The sequence below is a fragment of the Pseudomonas sp. GL_090 genome, assembly GCF_057837765.1.
Genome location: NZ_CM174452.1, coordinates 178,673 through 195,438, shown reverse-complemented (window position 1 = coordinate 195,438; position 16,766 = coordinate 178,673). Strand labels below are relative to the sequence as shown.

The window sequence follows — 16,766 nt, the reverse complement described above, 5'->3', positions numbered from 1 at the left end:
AACCTGAGGCACGAGAGTGATTCAGATTTTACGCGTCATCGTTTACCTCCATCGCGAGCAATCGAGCGTCGACCGGCTGCTCCTACTTGCGCAAACGTATCAATTCCGGCAAGCCAATCTTGAGCAACCGCGCCGTCCGGCTCTTCGCCAGCTCCTCGATGCCCTCATGCTCGGTCAGGCGCGCCATCTGCGCCGCCATGTTCATCACCAGCGCTTCGCGGGAGTAAACCCCGCCACCGAGCTGGTAGGCCGCCGCGATCAGCTCCCGCAACTCCAGTGGCAGGCGCCAGCGCGTGCGCAGGGCCGAACCATAGGCCGCGCCAAATTCGACCAGCGCTTCGCCCACTTCCTCCTGCTCGTCCAGCTCGCCACCGGCCTGTTTCCACTCCTGCAAACAGCGCAGCAACGCCAGATCGCCGAGGCGATGCAACATGCCGGCGCAATAGCAACGCTCCTGATCCAGATCAAGCAGACGCGCCAAGGTTCGCGCGTATTCGGCGGTGTGCAATGACAGGTTCCAGTTACGCTCGGCATAGTCGGCCAATTGCGGGTCACTGAGCCGGGCACTGCGCTTGAGCGCCAGGCCGAGAATCAGATTCATGCTCTGCCCCGTGCCCAGGCGATGCAGCGCCTGGGACAGGGTCTGCACACCGGCGCCGTGGTGCTGGGCCGCACTGTTGGCAGCGGCGATCAGCACGGCCGTGACCTGCGGATCGGTGCGGATTTCGTCTTCCAGCACCGTCAGGTCGAGGCCATTGGGATTGAGGCTGCGCTTGACCGCTACTTGCACGTCGGTCATCAGCGGCGCGCCGTCGGCCAATTCCCGTCGACGCTCCAGAAACACCGACAGAGTCATGCCCGGCGCCAGCGACGGCACTTCGCACGAGACTTCTTCGCCAGCGTTCAGCAGCAACCCCTGTAACCGCTGGGTCAGGCTTTCCATATTCAGGGGCTTGGTCAGGTACGCGGCCGGCACCAGCGGCAAGGCCTCGCGCACGCTGGCACTGTCGTTGCGACTGCTCATCAGAATGAACGGCATGGGCGGATTGCGTTTGCGCTGACGGACGTTGCGCAGGACATTCAGGCCATCGACGCCCGGCAACTCCCAGTCGGCGATGACCAGATCATAGGGGTTGGCAGCCAATAGCTCCAGCGCTTGCTGGCCATCGGCGCACAAATCCAGCCGCGCATCGCAGCGTACGTTCAACAACACTTCCTTGAGCAAATCCCGGGACCAGGGGTCGGCCTCGGCAATCAGGACTCTTGGAACGGCGGGTAAAATGACAGTTGTCATACAGCTCTCCCTGGCAATGCAGGAACCTTAGCCAATGCTGGCCATTCGATACAGCGCTAATGCGCGGGATGTGTTTCAAGGGGCATGAAAAAACCCGCCGAGGCGGGTTTTTTGTGGATCAGGTCACACCAGGGATCAGAGCTCGGAGAAGCACTCTTCGATGATCGCCAGGCCTTTGTCCAGTTGCTCGTCCGGCGAGGTCAGCGGTACCAGGACGCGCAGAACGTTGCCGTAGGTGCCGCAGGACAGCAGGATCAGACCCTTGTCGCGAGCCTTGGCCACAACGGACGCCACGGCTGCGGCGTTCGGCTTGTGGCTGTCGCCGTTTTCGAACAGCTCGACCGCGATCATCGCGCCCAGGGCACGCACTTCACCGATCACCGGGTACTTGGCCTGGATGGCCTTCAGGCCGGTAACCAGACGCTCGCCAACAGCCTTGCAACGATCCAGCAGGTGTTCTTCTTCGAACACTTCCATCACAGCCAGGGCCGCGGCGCAAGCGATCGGGCTACCGGCGTAGGTGCCGCCCAGGCCGCCTGGAGCGATGGCGTCCATGTATTCGGCCTTGCCGCACACACCGGCCAGCGGGAAGCCGCCAGCGATGGATTTGGCGAAGGTGGTCAGGTCGGCGGCAACGCCCATCTGTTCCATGGCGAAGAAAGTGCCGGTACGGCCAGCGCCAGTCTGTACTTCGTCAGCGATCAGCAGGATGCCGTGCTGGTCGCACAGGGCACGCAGTCGCTTCATGAATTCTTTAGGCGCGACGTAGAAACCGCCTTCGCCCTGAACCGGCTCGATGATGATCGCGGCGATGTCTTTCGGCTCGGCGTCGTTCTTGAAGATGCGTTCGATGGAAGCGATCGAATCGTCGATGCTCACGCCGTGCAGTTCGTTCGGGTACAGCGCGCGGAAGATGCCGCCTGGCATCAGGCCCATGCCGGCCGAGTAAGGCACGACTTTACCGGTCAGGCCCAGGGTCATCATGGTGCGACCGTGGTACGCGCCGGTGAAGGCGATCACGCCGGCACGGCCAGTGGCGGCACGGGCGATCTTGATGGAGTTTTCCACGGCTTCGGAGCCGGTGGTCACCAGCAGGGTTTTCTTGTCGAAATCACCTGGGACCTTGGCGTTGATTTTTTCGCACACTTCCACGTACGGCTCGTAGGCCAGCACCTGGAAGCAAGTGTGGGTCAGCTTGTTCAGTTGCTCGGTCACGGCGGCGATGACTTTCGGGTGCACGTGGCCGGTGTTCAGCACGGCGATACCGCCGGCGAAGTCGATGAACTCACGACCTTCAACGTCGGTTACGGTCGCGTTCTTCGCGGAGTCGGCGAAGATCGGGTGAATCTGGCCAACACCACGTGGTACAGCAGCGGTACGGCGGGCCATCAAAGAAGCGTTAGTCTTGCTCATACATTCCTCATTCACCGCTCATCGGGCGGCGTGGTTCAAGGATAAAGCGACGGGGAGCAACGGCGGCAGCATGCGATGATCGACTGCCACGGCGTTCCCGGTCACCGAGAAAATTCCGGTTTGAAGCGGCGCAAAGGGACAGCGCTCTCGTGCCCTTTGCGCTTGAAGCAATGCCGTGCCGGGCTTAGATGCCCAGGCAGAGGTATTTGATTTCCAGATAGTCTTCGATGCCGTACTTGGAGCCTTCACGGCCCAGGCCCGAGGCCTTGATGCCGCCGAACGGCGCGACTTCGTTGGAGATCAACCCGGTATTGACGCCGACCATGCCGTATTCCAGGGCTTCAGCCACACGGAATACACGGCCCAGGTCACGAGCATAGAAGTACGAGGCCAGACCGAACTCGGTGTCGTTGGACATCGCGATCACATCGGCTTCGTCTTTGAAGCGGAACAGCGGAGCCAGTGGGCCGAAGGTTTCTTCCTTGGCCACGGCAGCGTTGTTCGGCACATTGGTCAGGATGGTCGGCTCGAAGAAGTTGCCTTCCATCGGCTTGCCACCGGACAACACGGTGGCGCCTTTGGAAATCGCATCAGCGATGTGCTCTTGCACCTTGGCCACGGCTTTTTCGTCGATCAGCGGGCCAGTGGTGGTGCCGACTTCCAGGCCGTTGCCGATCTTGAGCTTGGCCACAGCCACTTTCAGCTTCTCGGCGAACGCGTCATAGACCGAATCCTGAATGTACAGGCGGTTGGCGCAGACGCAGGTCTGGCCGTTGTTGCGATACTTGGAAATGATCGCGCCTTCGACGGCCTTATCCAGGTCCGCGTCGTCGAACACGATGAACGGCGCGTTGCCGCCCAGTTCCAGGGAGACTTTCTTGATGTCCTTGGCGCATTCCGACATCAGTTGACGACCGATTTCGGTCGAACCGGTGAAGGACAGCTTACGTACGATCGGGTTGCTGGTCAGCTCGCTGCCGATGTCGCCGGCACTGCCGGACACAACGCTGAACACGCCAGCCGGGATGCCGGCACGCTGGGCCAGTTCGGCCAGGGCGAAGGCGGAAAACGGGGTTTGCGAAGCAGGCTTGAGCACCATGGTGCAACCGGCGGCCAGGGCCGGGCCGGCTTTACGGGTGATCATTGCAGCCGGGAAGTTCCACGGGGTGATGGCAGCGGTCACGCCGATTGGCTGCTTGATCACGATCAGGCGCTTGTCTGGCTGGTGGCCCGGAATCACGTCACCGTAGATGCGCTTGGCTTCTTCGGCGAACCACTCGATGAAGGAAGCGGCGTAAACGATTTCGCCCTTGGCTTCGGCCAGTGGCTTGCCTTGTTCCAGGGTCATCAGGCGAGCCAGGTCGTCCTGGTTCTCGATGATCAGCTCGAACCAGCGACGCAGTTTGTTCGCACGTTCTTTGGCGGTCAGTGCACGCCAGGCCGGCAGCGCTTTGTCAGCGGCTTCGATTGCACGGCGGGTTTCGGCAGCGCCCATTTTCGGCACGGTACCCAGAATTTCGCCCGTTGCCGGGTTGTTGACCTTGATCGTCTGACCATTGTCCGCATCAACCCACGCGCCATCGATGAAGGCTTGCTGGCGGAACAACTGGGTGTCTTTAAGCTGCATGTCGGCTTTCCTTAACAGCACCGCAACGAATGCGGAGCAAATTATGATTGTAGAAAGGCGCCTCGATAGGCTGCCGTCAGGGAAATCATTCACCGGGCTGAAGCACATAAAAAGCGCACTGATTCAAATCGTGCGGTTCAGCACCCAGACAAGAGCGTTTGAAATCTCAAACGAATCCTAGGATCAAAGGGGGTAAAGGACAATAGCCTGTTCGAAAAAAAGAACGAAAACGACGCTTTTGCCTATTTTTTCTGATCAACGTAGCAAACGCGCGTTACAGCTTTGAAAAAACGCAGGCGATTCAGCAGCATGGACGCCCGCAGTGCATATGCGTATCATGGCGCCCGCTGCACCAGTAGCTCAGCTGGATAGAGTACTGCCCTCCGAAGGCAGGGGTCGTGGGTTCGAATCCCGCCTGGTGCACCATACCTTGTAACGAGAAAGCCTCAGGCCTTATGGGTCTGGGGCTTTTTTGTGGGTGTCGTTTTCATGAATTTCACACCTCCCCGTTCAGCCGTTGCTGAATCGCCTTACCTCGATGTATTCGATCTATCCAATCCCAATCCAAAGTTTCCTTGGCCTTATCTTCTTGAGTTTGATTAAAATGATGGCACATTGCCTCAAATCACAACGGACTGTCCCTTTCGGGATTTCTTACGCTCATAGAGATATTAGAAATGATGATGTTAAAACGCTGCCTGGTGCTTTCGATTGCTGCCGTTCTTGCTGGTTGCCAAACCAGCGGTGAGGAGTATCAGGCAGATGTGTTCGACGCCAGTCAGGTCAACACTCAGCAGGAAGCTAAAACTGTCAAAATCCTTACGATCTCGCCGAGCAAGATCAAAGTCAGCAACGAAAAGAACAAAAAAGCAGCCATGATGGCGGGCGGGGTACTGGGTCTGATCGGTGGTGCCGCCCTGGGCAACACTAAAAACACCGACACGGCCATTGTCGGCGGTGTAGCCGGTGGCGCTGCAGGCGCCATGGCGGGTTCGATGGTCAATGACACCACTCTGGTACCGGGCGTGCTGATTGGTTATTCGGAAAGCGGCAAGATCTACACTTCTGCCCAGGTGGGTCGCCCTTGTGAGTTCAAGGTTGGCGAAATTTCCCTGATGGTGATGACCATCTCCAACGAAACACGCATTCAGCCGAATGCGACCTGTCCAGAACCCAAGAAAAGCTAAGGGGTCGGACATGAAACATATCGTTCTGGGTTCGGTCCTCGCACTGCTCGCCATGCCGACATTGGCAGGCCAATTCGACAATCTGTATCAAATCGAACAGCAAACCAAACAGGCTGAAGCAGCCACTGAGGCCGAACGCCTGCGCCAGGCGGCAGCCGACCGGGCACGTGAGGAAGCTCGCAGCGCTGCTGATCGTCGGCAGCGGGCGGCGGCACAGCAAGCGGCGCAACAAAGGGCCCTGGAGCAGCGCAAGACACAAGAAGTTGAACATAAGCGTGTTCAAACCCGTGAAGAAGGTTTCGAAGACGAGTTGCGCGCACTGGAGCTGGAAGAGCGCCGCCTGGCACTGCAGGCCAAGCGCGCGCGCACCGCACGCGCCAACGACTACATCGATGCGGAGCTGCGTGATAGCGCGGCACGCACCGACGTGATCCAGTCTGAAGCCGACTCGGCACGCAATGTGACCTCCGGTGCCAAGTCTCTGCTGGAAGACTCCGGCAAGGCTGAAGTCAACCGTTCCGGCCGCTTGTTCGGCGAGTAATCTTCCTATCGATCGCCCCCGGACCCCGGTCCGGGGCATCCGTTATCAGAGATGAATTCATATGCTGCGTTTATGTACGCTGATTGCCGCAGGACTGCTCCTGAGCGCCTGCTCCAAAGAAGATCCAAAAGCCCAGGTTCCAGCTGTCGACCTGCACGGACGCCTGGTGGTGGATCAGGAGATGACGACCAGTCGTCAAGCCCAAGGCATCAATGGTGAATATTACAAGCGCGTCCTCACCGTTAATGGCCAGGACATGGTCTTTGCCGATTTCATCAAGCAATTTTGCTCTGACGCCAACACCCGCGACGAAACCTGCCTGAAAGCCTTTCGCATCAAGAAAATCGATGATGTCAGCGGCGCAACCAAGTTTCTCCCCAATGGGCTCTGACACGGGTAAGTGCGGCTGACACTGCACATCAGGGCTGTTGCCTGGACCCACAAAAAAACCGCCGAAGCGGTTTTTTTTTCATTCTGTCGTCCAGTCGAACTCGTCGTACTCATCATCGTCCTCGTCGTCCTCGAAAAACTCCTCTTCAAGGTCGTCGTCTTCAACAACGTCTTCTTCCGGCTGATTCAGCAGAAAATCCTTGCGACTCTCGGTAATCGCTCGCCGCAGTTCCTCACCCTTTTGCGGGCAGTTGAGCATTTGGGCGATGCGGTCGATTTTTTTTGCCACGGCATCCTCCAACGCATCGGCTATGGCCTGATAGTGCGCGCTTTCGGGTCGGGATGCCAAATTCCCCGAGCGCTGCGCACTTCAGTTTATTCCTGAAAACGGTTAGCGGTGATAGCGCCGCACCACGCTGCTGTTTTTCAGCACATGGCCTTTGATTTTTTCCAGCAGCTGCGCACGGGTCAGGCCGACGGGCAAGGCGTCCGGGGCCAGGTCCAGGGCGTAGATCTGGATGATGTAGTGGTGCGCGCTGTCGCCAACGGGTGGGCAGGGGCCGATGTAGCCGGTGGTGTTTTTGCTGTTGGTACCGCCGACACCTTCGAGGCCGGGTTTGCTCCCGGCGCCGGCCGGGATCTGGTGGATGCCGGCCTTGATGCCGTAATGCACCCACTGATCGATGCCCTGGCCCTTCTGGCCGTCCGGGTCGTGCATGACGATGGCGTAGCTTTGGGTGGCTGCCGGGCCGGCGCTCCAGTTCAATGCCGGGGAAATGTTATGCCCGCCACAGCCGGCGGAATCGCTGGCGGCGGCCGACGTGAACAGACGGTCATCGGAAACCCCGGGAATGTTCAGGGTGAAACGTTCCTGGGCCTGTGCCGGGAACTGCACGCAAAGGGCGACTGCCAAGGCCGCGAGCCAAGGGTTCATTGAGGTCAATCGGGGCATACCGGAGCACCTTGTGCGTGTTGGGCCGTCGTCGGCGTGCAGACTATAGCCGGACCGTTCACGCCGTGGCAGGGGCAATTGGCTGAACCTCGCGATAAGTACCAGACTCATAAGTGAAACGTCTGTCTGGAGAGCGATCATGACTCTGCATCGCGTTGCGCGTGTCGCCAATGTGCCCGAAGACCGGGGTCTGGAAGTGCAGGTCCAGGACAGCAAGATCCTGCTGTTACGGGCTGGTGAACAATTGCGCGCTTATCAGGCCGAATGCCCGCACGCCGGAGCCCCGCTGGCGGACGGGGCGATTTGTCATGGACGCCTGACCTGTCCGTGGCACAAGGCGCAGTTTCGAGTCGAGGATGGCGGGCTGTGTGAACCGCCAGCCCTGGACAGCCTCAAGCGCTATCCCCTCGAAGTCCGTGACGGCGACATCTGGGTCGGCGATCAGCCGATGCCAGGTGCCCACCCACCACCGGCCGACGATCCACGAACCTTCATCATTGTCGGCGCTGGCGCCGCAGGCACGGCAGCGGCAGCGTGTTTGCGCGAGAAAGGTTTCGGCGGCCGGTTGCTGTTGATCGACCGCGAAGCCGATGCCGGATACGACCGTACCGCGCTGAGCAAATACGTGATCGCCGGAGAGATGCCGATGCACGAAGTCCCACCGCTACGCGACGAGGATTTTTACCACGCGCAGCGGATCGAGCGCCTGCGAGGCGAAGTGGCAAGCCTGGACGCACCAAACCGGACGCTGCGGCTGACTGACGGCCGATCACTGACATACGACGCCGCGCTGCTGGCCACCGGCGGCGTACCCAATTCGTTGACACTGCCCGGCGCCGATCTGCCGCAAGTGTTCGTCCTGCGTTCCAAAGCCCATGCGCAACAGATTCTGGACAGCGCCAGCGCCGGCCAGCGGGTGGTGATCATCGGCGACAGCTTCATTGCCATGGAGTCTGCCTCGTCCCTGCGCCAGCTTGGCCTGCACGTGACCGTGCTGGCCCGCCACGAAGTGCCGTTTGCCAAACAGTTCGGTGACACGGTCGGCAAGGCGATTCGCGCGCGGCATGAAGCCAATGGCGTCGTGTTTCATACCCGGGGCAATGCGGTACGGATCGAAGGGACGAACAAGGTCGAAGCCGTGCGCCTGGACAACGACCAACGCTTGGCGGCCGATCTGGTGCTGGTCGGCATCGGCGTCACGCCAGCCACTGCGGCCTTTACCGGGTTGCCGCAAGAGCAGGATCACTCGCTGCGTGTCGACGGCACAATGCGCGTGACAGACGATCTTTGGGCGGCTGGCGATATTGCAACGTTCCCGCTGAACCACCAACACCTGCGCATCGAACACTGGCGACTGGCCCAACAGCAGGCGCGGATCGCCGCAGCCAACATGCTGGGCGGTGACGAGCATTACCTCGACGTGCCGTTTTTCTGGACCTGGCATTTCGGTAAAACCTACGACTACCTCGGCCACGCCGAGGCTTGGGACGAAGTCGAGTTCAAGGGCGACCCTTACGATCCACCGTTCATAGGCCTGTACGGAAAAAACGGTGTGGTGTCGGCGGCGGTGGCCTGCGAGATGGACCGGGCCATGGCGATGCTCGCCGAGCGAATGAAACAACCGTTGCCCTGGGAAGAGGCATGGCGCCTGATCCGTGACGTTCCCTAGAGGACAGCAAAACGCCCGGCCCCTGCGCGATGCAGAGGCCGGGCGTTGCAGGGTTAGCAGTCGCCGTTATTCGGTGGCACCGGCATCTGCGAACTTGCTCATCACAAAACTGGCAAACTCTTCGACGGTCATTTTCTGGCCGTTGAAGTCCACCTGATTGTTGGCGTAACGCAAGTTGGTGACGATGTTATTGCCGTCCAGTTTTGCCAGTTGGCTGCCGACCGCCATGCTGCCGAACATGTCCGCGGTGGCGGTGGCCTGGTCGGCAATCAGCTTGGCGTCGGTCTGACCGTCGATTTGCGATTGCACGGTGAGCACATCGACCAGCATGGCTTTGGACACTTGCAGTTTGAAGTCCAGCAGAGCGATCAGCTGCCTGACCAGTTGATCAGTCGGCAGATCGATGGCTTGCGGCTTGGTCAGGTCCAGCACCATATTGGCGCGGCTCTCACCGTTGGCGGTGTTGAACGACAGGTTTTCCAGGGCCACTTGTGGTCCGGCCGCCAGCAGTTTTTCCAGGCTGGACTTGAGCAGCGCTTCTTCGGCTTCGGTCAGTTTCAGCTCCGGCGCCGGCAGGCCGGCCGCCGCCGCTTCGGCCGCCGCCCTTTCATACGGCTGCAGCTTGCTCTGGTAAACCTGCATCAACGACAGGGTGGCCGGAATGTCGAGGTTCTTCAGGCTCATGGCCAGCGCACCGGAGCCAATGGTCTTGCCGTTGAGGGACACGTCGCCGACCTTGTAATCGGCACGCCCGGAGACGTTGCTGCCCTTTTCTTCGGTCAGGTTCTTCATTTCGAACTTCTTGAAGTCCAGCACCGACTGCTTGACGCCGAAGGTCGATTTGCCGCTGGCCAGTTCAACGACGTTCTCGCCGGTGTAGAAACCGTAGGTACTTTTTGTCAGGTTGCTGGCCAGGGTCAGGCCGTTCAACTCAACCTGCACCGGCGCCAGGTCTTCGGAAACGGTGGTCACCTTCAGGCTGTCCATGTAGCCGTTGGCCTTGACCTTTTGCGCCTTGGCGCTGGCGTCGACGTCCATGCTCAAGCCGGAGAACTTCATGCTCGACTTGTCATCCAGGGCCATTTCCAACGGCTGCAACTCGAAGGTGCCATTGGTAGCGTTGTCATAGCCGATATTGACCACGCCGGTCAGCGGGGACTTGTCCTTGGCGGCGGCAAACCACTTTTCGGTGAACGGGGTCTTTTCCAGCTCGTAGTGACTGGTCGCCAGGACCGGCAGCCACTTGAGCGACATCAGGCGCGAGAACGGCAACGGGCCGTGTTCGATGTGATCGACAAACAGCAACTCGACCGGCGCTTCGCCGAACATTTCGCCTTCGCCCTTCAGGCGATAGTGCGCGGTGCTGCTGAATACATGACGGTCCAGCGACACCAGTTCCAGCGACGCGGTGCCGTTGGAACCGACCATCGCCGCCTGCAATTCCTTGTTGGCATCGGCAATCGAGGTGTTCAGCACACCTTCGATTTTGGTGCCGGTGAACCAGGCTCCACCTGCGCTGATGGCACCGATTGCAACAACAATTGCGAGTAGCACGCCTGCTGATTTATTCATGTATGACCCGTTCAATGTCCGTTGTTGAAAGTGAGGTCGTCTTCCCTGAACCCATGACGGGTTGCGGCTCGACTGCGTTGAAAGTGAATAGCAGATTAGCACCGGGCGCGACGAACGGCCCAATGATTAAAGGTGAAAGAGTGTCTTGGAGGGTGTTCGCGAGGCTGGAGTTATTCGCAGTCAATGCAATTGCCATCGCGAGCAGGCTCGCTCCTACAGGGGAATGCATTCCAATGTAGGAGCGAGCCTGCTCGCGATGGCGATCGAACAGCCCATATCAACTCAAGAGTATTGGACCTCTATCTCATCCAATTGATGATCGAAGCTTTTGAGCCGCGCAGTCCAGGTGTACACCAGCACTTCGAAGTCGCGGTTGATCACCGCACCGCCCGTCACCTCCGCACGCGGGTCGCAGACGTCCAGCTGATAGCGCTCGCGGGCCATGGCCGTGGCGACATCGGCCAGTTCCCGGGCATTACTGAGCCAGTGCCGACCGTCATCAGCCACCTGCCGATCCAGGGCCAGGCATTGTTTTTTCAGATTTTCGAGGCTTTTTTCCAGCGGCGTGCCGGTCAATTCGCCCATGACTTCCTGAAAGGTGCGCCCCGGTTGCCAGTAACTGCCCCAGAAATAGCGGTCGAACACCGTTTCGACACGACGCAACGCCACCTTGGTATCCCAGATCAGGACCAGGGTCTTGCCTTGTTCAAGTTGTCTTTTCTTGATGCGTTGGTTCTGGACCGAGGCCCAGGCCACTACCGCAATGGACATCACCGCAATCAGCGCGACGGCACTGTCGAGGAACACCAGAGCCTTGTCGATCTGGTGGGCCAGCATGATGCCGTAGAAATAGGCGGCCGACAGCAGCACCAATGCCACGATGGCGCACCAGAAGCCGAGAGCATAAGGGTTTTTCATTATTGGTTTCCCCCTGACCTGCGCGAGCCTTGTGCGAAGAAAGGACGCTTCGCACGGGGCGTCCCTCCAACACTTCAAAGCATAGCAACGGCCTCAGGGTTTGCCGGAGTTCGACGCTTGCGTTCGTCCGCTTTCCCATCCGCCGCCCAAGGCGAGGAATAAATCGATCTGACTGGCGGCAACCTGGGTGTTCGCGGCCGCCAGTTGCGCCGTGACGTCGATGTAGGTACGGGTGGCCTGCAGGTCCGCCAGGAACGAGGCGCGGCCGGCCTGGAAGAAGCGGTGGGTCTGGTCGGCCGCCAGTTTTGCCGATTGTTCGGCGTCCGCCAGTGCGTCGCGGCGCTGCAGCAATGCCGTGTACTGGGCCAGGCCGGTCTGGGTCTCGCGAATGGCGTTGAGCACCACCCCATCGAAATGCGCCAGGGTCGCCTGGGTCACCGCTTCGGCTTCGCGGATGCGCGCCCGGGCGCCGTTGGTCGGCACGTTCCAGGTCAGCGACGGACCGAAGCCCCAGCGGTTGGTAGACGGATCGCCCAGATCATCCAGGATACCGACTGTACCGATGGTCGCGCCGATGCTGATGTTCGGGTACAGCTCACCCGTGGCGACACCAATGCCGGCCGTCGCGGCCGCCAGCCGACGCTCGGCCTGCCGTACATCGGGACGACGCTTGAGCAACGCGGCGCCATCGCCCACCGGGATCAATTGCACGATTTTTGGCAGCTCGTCGCAGGTGGCGGTGCCGGCCGGCAGTTGGTCCACCGGCTTGGCCAGCAACATCGACAAGCGATACAGCCCGGCCTGACGAGCGGCTTCATAGCGCGGCATGTCGGCGCGCAGGGATTTGAATTGGGTCTGCGAGCGGGTGACCTGGGTTTCGTCGCCACGCCCCGCATCACGCAGACGCTGGATCAGCGTGGTGCTCTGGGCTTGCAGGTCGAGTGAATGCTGGGCGATTTCCCGCTCTTCATTGGCCGCGCACACCTGGGTGTAAGCGCGAACCACGTCGGCCACCACGGTGATGCGTGCAGTATCGGCGGCGGCCTGCGTCGCATCGGCATTGGCCTTGGCCGCTTCGATGCCGCGTTGCAAGGTGCCGAACAGGTCGAACTGGTACGACGCGCTGATGCCGATATCGCCGATGTTGGCCACCGGCACTTTTTCCGGCAGCAGGAAGGCCTGGCCGGACTCCTGCAAGCGCTGGGCGCCCATCTGCACGCCGCCGCTCCAGCCACCCGCCGCTTGCGCCTCATCGACCTGAGCACGAGACCGCGACAAACTGGCCGCCGCCACGCGCAAATCGGTGTTGGAAGCCATGGCCTGCTGCACCAACTGGTCGAGTCGCGGGTCCTTATATAGGCGCCACCAATCGGCTGGCACCGGCGCGGACACCACCGTTTTGCCGTCGACCGCCAGATCGCCCTGGAAGTCTGGACGATGGACAGCCGCTTCTTCAGGCAAATGATAATCCGGCCCGACCATCTGACACGCCGACAGCAGCAAGCCTAACCCGGCGACCGCCAAACCCGAGGCCTTGCTCATTGCGCCGGCTCCCGCTTCTGATCGTCGATGATCGATACCGTGGCGGTGCGCCCGGCGATCATGCGGAAATCTTCCGGCACATCATCGAAGGCGATCCGTACCGGAATCCGCTGGGCCAGCCGCACCCAGCTGAAGGCCGGGTTGACGTTGGGCAGCAGGTTGTTGCCGCTGGTGCGGTCGCGGTCTTCGATACCGGCGACGATGCTCTCCACATGCCCGCGCAGGCGCGCATTGTCGCCAATCACCCGGATGTCGACGCTTTGGCCGATATGGATGCCGTTCAGTTTGGTTTCTTCGAAATAGCCATCGATATGGAACGAGTTGCTGTCGACCACCGACAACACCGGACGCCCGGCGCTGACGAACTCCTGGGCCCGTGGCGCGCGGTCGTTGACGTAGCCGTCCACCGGGCTGCGGATCACCGAGCGGTCGAGATTGAGCTGCGCGCTGTCCACCGCCACTTGGGCTTCCATCAAGGCCACTTGGGCGCGGGCGACTTTCGACTGGCTTTCTTCCAATTGTTCACCCGGCACCAGATTGCCGAGCCCCTTGTTCCGCTTGGCCTCACGCTGGGCCTGGGCCAGGGTTTCTTCGCGGTCGGCGACTGCCGCTTTCGCCTGGCGCAGGGCCAGCCTGAAGCGGTCCGGATCGATGCTGAACAGCACCTGGCCGCGCTTGACCAGCTGGTTGTCGCGCACCTCCACTTGCTGGATCAGCCCTGAGACATCCGGCGCGATTTGCACAATGTCGGCACGGATGTGCCCATCGCGGGTCCAGGGCGCGAACATGTAATACATCACCATGCGCCAGACCACGACAACGGCGAAGGTCACGATCAGCAGGGTCAACACCACGCGACCCAGGGTTAGAAACGGTTTTTTCATGTCATCAGGTATCGACTGAGTGAGTCCACGGCGCCAAGCAGCAAGGCGTAGAGGGCCACGTTGAACAATGCCCGGTGCCAGACCAGACGGTAAAAGTGCAGGCGCGTCAGCACCCCGTGCACCAACAGGTACAACACATACGTAATGCCCATCAGCACCAGCAGCGTGGGCAGGAACACCCCGCTCAGATCCAGGTCACCGATCATAAAGGCGCTCCATCAATGCCATGGGGAAGCGGTTCTTCGGGCTCGGCGGCACCGACGAATTCGACGCCGGGCAAGAGTGCCAGGCGCAGGCCGCTCAGGGCGTGCAGCAGATGCCGACGGGTTTCATCATCGCCGGCACCGCTGAGGGCGCGACGCGTGCGGTCGAGGGTCATCAGCAACGGGCTCGGTGCCTGCAAGCGTTCACCGGCCTTGAGACAGGCCTTGAAGTACTCGCCAACCTCGGCCACCACCTGACGCAGCAGCGCCTGCGGCACACCAAGGACCCGGGGCGTATAGGCGAGCAGGTCCAACAGATTCAGCGCCACCCGCACTTCCCGCAGCGCCACGCCGGAGTCCTGACCGGTCATGGCCAGGCGCGGCAGATGCTGCATCAACCGATCGAGCATCCGTATACCCAGAAGCCGATGCTCGGACAACGTCGCCGGCTCGGAGAGGCTGACGATGTCACGCCAGCTGAAACGGGTCAGGCGCTTGGCCGCCAGTTCGGCACCGAACGGCCGGGCGATCAGCGTCCAGATGAACGCGAACAGCAGCCCCATGGGACCGGCCAGGTTGGAGTTGGCGAAACTGAGGAAGTCTGCGTCGTAAGCGCCCTGAATACTGATGAACGACGAAGTGTTAACCAGGGTCAGCAGCATGCCCAGGTAGAACTGCGGCTTGACCGTCAGGGTGCCGATGCAAATGAACGGCACGGCAAACGCCAGCACCAGCATCGGAAAGTCATGCAGGTTGGGCAGCACCAGAAACAGATAAAGGCTGGCGAACACCACCGACATCGCTGTCCAGAAAAAGAACCGGTAAATCTGCGGTGCCGGGTCGTCCATCGAGGCAAAGAAACTGCACGCTACCGCCGCCAGAATCACGGCGCTGCCACCATCGGTCCAGCCGAGCAGAATCCACAGCACCGAAGCGACGATAATCGCGGTGACGGTAGAGGCCGCGGAATAAAACATCAGGCCGCGATCCAGGAATGGAGACAGTCGCCCCAGCCGCCAGTGCCGATACACCGCGCGCCAGCTGTCCTGGCTTTCACACTGGATGGCATATTGCAGGCTGCGGCAGTCCTGCCACAAATCGATCCACTCGCCGAGACGATAAATGGCGTTGGAGAACAGCAGTTGCTTGCGGTCATCCAGCGCTTCGGGAGCCGGTTGCAGGGCCTCAAGTTGATCCTTCAGGGCTTGCCAGCGGTCGAGATCGGCATCCTTGTGCTCGAGCCATTCGGTGGTGGCGACCAGCAACGGCGCGAATTTGTCCACAAGCTCAGGAGTACGCCGTTCCAGGGCATAAAGCGCGTCGTCGAGGGCATCGATCACTGGCAGCAGGTGAATCATCCGTCCGCGCAATTCCTTGGTATTGCGTACTGTCTGCGGACGCGAGCCTTCGTGGGGCAACTGGCCGATCATCAACTCCAGGGAGTTGAACGTGGCGACCATGGAAGCCCGCAACGCGCTGACCTCTTCAGGCTGCACGTTGCGGCTGAGGAAGCGCAGGCTGTAGGTCGATGCATCGGTAAACCATTTGTTCACCGAATCATTGAACACCGGCGCCAAACGCCGGGGCCAGAACATCGCACCGACCACCGCCGCCACGGCGATGCCGAGAAAGATTTCTTCGGTCCGCGCTTCAGCCACGTCCCACACCCCCAGCGGGTTGTTCACCACCGGCAGGGCAATCAACGGCAAGGTGTAGCCGGCGAGCATCAAGGCGTAGTTGTTCGCAGTGCGCAAATGCAGGGACAGAAACAGCAGCGTCCCGGTCCACAGCGCAATCACCACCACCAGTACGTAAGGACTTTGCACGAACATCGGCACGAACAGCACCGCCGCCGCAGCGCCGATAAAGGTGCCGACCGCCCGGTACAGCGCCTTGGAACTGGTCGGGCCGAGAAACGGACTGGAAACGATGTACACCGTGGCCATCGCCCAGTACGGACGCGGCATTTGCATGAGCAGGGCGATGTACAGCGCGATCATTGAAGCGGCGAAGGTGCGGACTCCATAGAACCAGTCCCGCGCCGGGGGCATGCCCGAGAAAAATCCGTTCAAGATTTGGCCACCGATGGCGGCGTGGCCGCTTCAAATGCTCTCAATACCCGCAGCGTAGCTTCCAGGTCACTCGGGGCAATGCCTTCAAGGACTTCGTGGCGCAAGCGCACCAGCTCCACTTCGACCGCCTGCACCAGCTCCCGACCGGTTTCGGTCAGGCTCAGGCATTTGGCGCGGCGGTCCTGTGCATCTTCGGTGCGGCAGACGTAGCCACCATGGCACAGCTGGTCGAGCAGGCGCACCAGTGACGGGCTCTCCATCCCTGCTGCCTGGGCCACCGTCACCTGACGCACCCCTTCGCCCAGACGCCCGATCATCAACAGCGGAACGGCGCAGGCTTCGGAGATTCCATAGTTGGCCAGCGTGGTCTGGCAGATTTTGCGCCAATGCCTGGCGGCCACCACCATGGCACTGCTGATGTTCATCTGGAGAACGTCGAGGTTATTCGGCACGAGGGGAAATACACACTGTTAGTTTGCTAACTATCAATATTGCATTGGAG

16 protein-coding genes and 1 tRNA gene are annotated in these 16,766 nt (G+C 60.6%); 5 read left to right on the top strand and 12 right to left on the bottom strand.

Annotated elements, in window-relative coordinates:
• Window positions 1-82 precede the first annotated feature (82 nt).
• The 3 genes from AC3ITA_RS00840 to gabD all read right to left on the bottom strand — a co-directional run bounded on the left by AC3ITA_RS00840 (window position 83) and on the right by gabD (window position 4,334).
• Window positions 83-1,294, bottom strand: a complete 1,212-nt coding sequence (locus tag AC3ITA_RS00840; protein WP_095945011.1) for a response regulator — start codon at window positions 1,292-1,294, stop codon at window positions 83-85.
• A 135-nt stretch (window positions 1,295-1,429) separates the two neighbouring features.
• Complete coding sequence (gabT, locus tag AC3ITA_RS00835; RefSeq protein ID WP_007994487.1) at window positions 1,430-2,707, bottom strand: 4-aminobutyrate--2-oxoglutarate transaminase; 1,278 nt, start codon at window positions 2,705-2,707, stop codon at window positions 1,430-1,432.
• A 184-nt stretch (window positions 2,708-2,891) separates the two neighbouring features.
• Window positions 2,892-4,334: an NADP-dependent succinate-semialdehyde dehydrogenase gene (gabD, locus tag AC3ITA_RS00830; RefSeq protein ID WP_489279147.1), complete on the bottom strand. Its 1,443-nt coding sequence runs from the start codon at window positions 4,332-4,334 to the stop codon at window positions 2,892-2,894.
• 349 nt (window positions 4,335-4,683) lie between these two features.
• Here gabD and AC3ITA_RS00825 point away from each other — a divergent pair.
• The 4 genes from AC3ITA_RS00825 (at window position 4,684) to AC3ITA_RS00810 (ending at window position 6,453) form a co-directional block, all read left to right on the top strand.
• Window positions 4,684-4,760, top strand: a tRNA-Arg gene (locus AC3ITA_RS00825).
• 251 nt (window positions 4,761-5,011) lie between these two features.
• The gene (locus AC3ITA_RS00820; protein ID WP_095945014.1) at window positions 5,012-5,521 is read left to right on the top strand and encodes a hypothetical protein; all 510 of its coding nucleotides are present in this window, start codon (window positions 5,012-5,014) and stop codon (window positions 5,519-5,521) included.
• Window positions 5,522-5,531: 10 nt separating this feature from the next.
• Window positions 5,532-6,062, top strand: coding sequence for a DUF5384 family protein (locus tag AC3ITA_RS00815; protein ID WP_095945015.1), 531 nt, complete (start codon window positions 5,532-5,534; stop codon window positions 6,060-6,062).
• 61 nt (window positions 6,063-6,123) lie between these two features.
• Window positions 6,124-6,453 (top strand): hypothetical protein, encoded by a 330-nt coding sequence (locus AC3ITA_RS00810; RefSeq protein ID WP_095945016.1) that lies wholly within the window; start codon window positions 6,124-6,126, stop codon window positions 6,451-6,453.
• 78 nt (window positions 6,454-6,531) lie between these two features.
• On the opposite strand, the gene AC3ITA_RS00805 is transcribed toward AC3ITA_RS00810, so the two are convergent.
• Together AC3ITA_RS00805 and AC3ITA_RS00800 are read right to left on the bottom strand one after the other, a co-directional pair.
• Entirely contained in the window at window positions 6,532-6,801 is a 270-nt protein-coding gene (locus tag AC3ITA_RS00805; protein ID WP_223530029.1) for a hypothetical protein, read from the bottom strand.
• A 42-nt stretch (window positions 6,802-6,843) separates the two neighbouring features.
• On the bottom strand, window positions 6,844-7,404 hold the full coding sequence (locus AC3ITA_RS00800; RefSeq protein WP_414928036.1) for a YbhB/YbcL family Raf kinase inhibitor-like protein: 561 nt from the start codon (window positions 7,402-7,404) through the stop codon (window positions 6,844-6,846).
• A gap of 139 nt (window positions 7,405-7,543) precedes the next feature.
• Between AC3ITA_RS00800 and AC3ITA_RS00795 the strand changes: the two genes are divergently transcribed.
• Window positions 7,544-9,073 (top strand): FAD-dependent oxidoreductase, encoded by a 1,530-nt coding sequence (locus AC3ITA_RS00795; protein WP_095945018.1) that lies wholly within the window; start codon window positions 7,544-7,546, stop codon window positions 9,071-9,073.
• A gap of 66 nt (window positions 9,074-9,139) precedes the next feature.
• Here the strand turns inward: AC3ITA_RS00795 and AC3ITA_RS00790 are convergent, their stop codons facing one another.
• The 7 genes from AC3ITA_RS00790 to AC3ITA_RS00760 form a co-directional block, all read right to left on the bottom strand.
• Window positions 9,140-10,645: a YdgA family protein gene (locus tag AC3ITA_RS00790; RefSeq protein WP_489279144.1), complete on the bottom strand. Its 1,506-nt coding sequence runs from the start codon at window positions 10,643-10,645 to the stop codon at window positions 9,140-9,142.
• Between the two features lie 282 nt (window positions 10,646-10,927).
• Window positions 10,928-11,563: an NADH:ubiquinone oxidoreductase subunit N gene (locus AC3ITA_RS00785; protein ID WP_095945020.1), complete on the bottom strand. Its 636-nt coding sequence runs from the start codon at window positions 11,561-11,563 to the stop codon at window positions 10,928-10,930.
• A 93-nt stretch (window positions 11,564-11,656) separates the two neighbouring features.
• The gene (locus AC3ITA_RS00780) at window positions 11,657-13,105 is read right to left on the bottom strand and encodes an efflux transporter outer membrane subunit (RefSeq protein WP_095945021.1); all 1,449 of its coding nucleotides are present in this window, start codon (window positions 13,103-13,105) and stop codon (window positions 11,657-11,659) included.
• The gene (locus tag AC3ITA_RS00775) at window positions 13,102-13,989 is read right to left on the bottom strand and encodes an efflux RND transporter periplasmic adaptor subunit (protein ID WP_095945022.1); all 888 of its coding nucleotides are present in this window, start codon (window positions 13,987-13,989) and stop codon (window positions 13,102-13,104) included. The genes AC3ITA_RS00780 and AC3ITA_RS00775 overlap by 4 nt, the downstream gene beginning before the upstream one ends.
• Entirely contained in the window at window positions 13,986-14,195 is a 210-nt protein-coding gene (locus AC3ITA_RS00770; protein WP_007987399.1) for a DUF1656 domain-containing protein, read from the bottom strand. Before AC3ITA_RS00770 ends, AC3ITA_RS00775 begins: the two co-directional genes overlap by 4 nt.
• Window positions 14,192-16,264, bottom strand: coding sequence for an FUSC family protein (locus AC3ITA_RS00765; protein ID WP_095945023.1), 2,073 nt, complete (start codon window positions 16,262-16,264; stop codon window positions 14,192-14,194). Before AC3ITA_RS00765 ends, AC3ITA_RS00770 begins: the two co-directional genes overlap by 4 nt.
• Complete coding sequence (locus tag AC3ITA_RS00760; protein ID WP_489279143.1) at window positions 16,261-16,689, bottom strand: MarR family winged helix-turn-helix transcriptional regulator; 429 nt, start codon at window positions 16,687-16,689, stop codon at window positions 16,261-16,263. The genes AC3ITA_RS00765 and AC3ITA_RS00760 overlap by 4 nt, the downstream gene beginning before the upstream one ends.
• Between the last annotated feature and the right edge of the window lie 77 nt (window positions 16,690-16,766).

Bases quoted from the DNA above. Each gene is read 5' to 3' on its own strand.
- AC3ITA_RS00790 (WP_489279144.1), bottom strand. From the start codon at position 10,645: ATGAATAAATCAGCAGGCGTGCTACTCGCAATTGTTGTTGCAATCGGT.
- gabD (WP_489279147.1), bottom strand. From the start codon at position 4,334: ATGCAGCTTAAAGACACCCAGTTGTTCCGCCAGCAAGCCTTCATCGAT.
- AC3ITA_RS00810 (WP_095945016.1), top strand. From the start codon at position 6,124: ATGCTGCGTTTATGTACGCTGATTGCCGCAGGACTGCTCCTGAGCGCC.
- AC3ITA_RS00820 (WP_095945014.1), top strand. From the start codon at position 5,012: ATGATGATGTTAAAACGCTGCCTGGTGCTTTCGATTGCTGCCGTTCTT.
- AC3ITA_RS00770 (WP_007987399.1), bottom strand. From the start codon at position 14,195: ATGATCGGTGACCTGGATCTGAGCGGGGTGTTCCTGCCCACGCTGCTG.
- AC3ITA_RS00795 (WP_095945018.1), top strand. From the start codon at position 7,544: ATGACTCTGCATCGCGTTGCGCGTGTCGCCAATGTGCCCGAAGACCGG.
- AC3ITA_RS00840 (WP_095945011.1), bottom strand. From the start codon at position 1,294: ATGACAACTGTCATTTTACCCGCCGTTCCAAGAGTCCTGATTGCCGAG.
- AC3ITA_RS00785 (WP_095945020.1), bottom strand. From the start codon at position 11,563: ATGAAAAACCCTTATGCTCTCGGCTTCTGGTGCGCCATCGTGGCATTG.
- AC3ITA_RS00780 (WP_095945021.1), bottom strand. From the start codon at position 13,105: ATGAGCAAGGCCTCGGGTTTGGCGGTCGCCGGGTTAGGCTTGCTGCTG.
- AC3ITA_RS00775 (WP_095945022.1), bottom strand. From the start codon at position 13,989: ATGAAAAAACCGTTTCTAACCCTGGGTCGCGTGGTGTTGACCCTGCTG.
- AC3ITA_RS00800 (WP_414928036.1), bottom strand. From the start codon at position 7,404: ATGCCCCGATTGACCTCAATGAACCCTTGGCTCGCGGCCTTGGCAGTC.
- AC3ITA_RS00760 (WP_489279143.1), bottom strand. From the start codon at position 16,689: ATGAACATCAGCAGTGCCATGGTGGTGGCCGCCAGGCATTGGCGCAAA.
- gabT (WP_007994487.1), bottom strand. From the start codon at position 2,707: ATGAGCAAGACTAACGCTTCTTTGATGGCCCGCCGTACCGCTGCTGTA.
- AC3ITA_RS00815 (WP_095945015.1), top strand. From the start codon at position 5,532: ATGAAACATATCGTTCTGGGTTCGGTCCTCGCACTGCTCGCCATGCCG.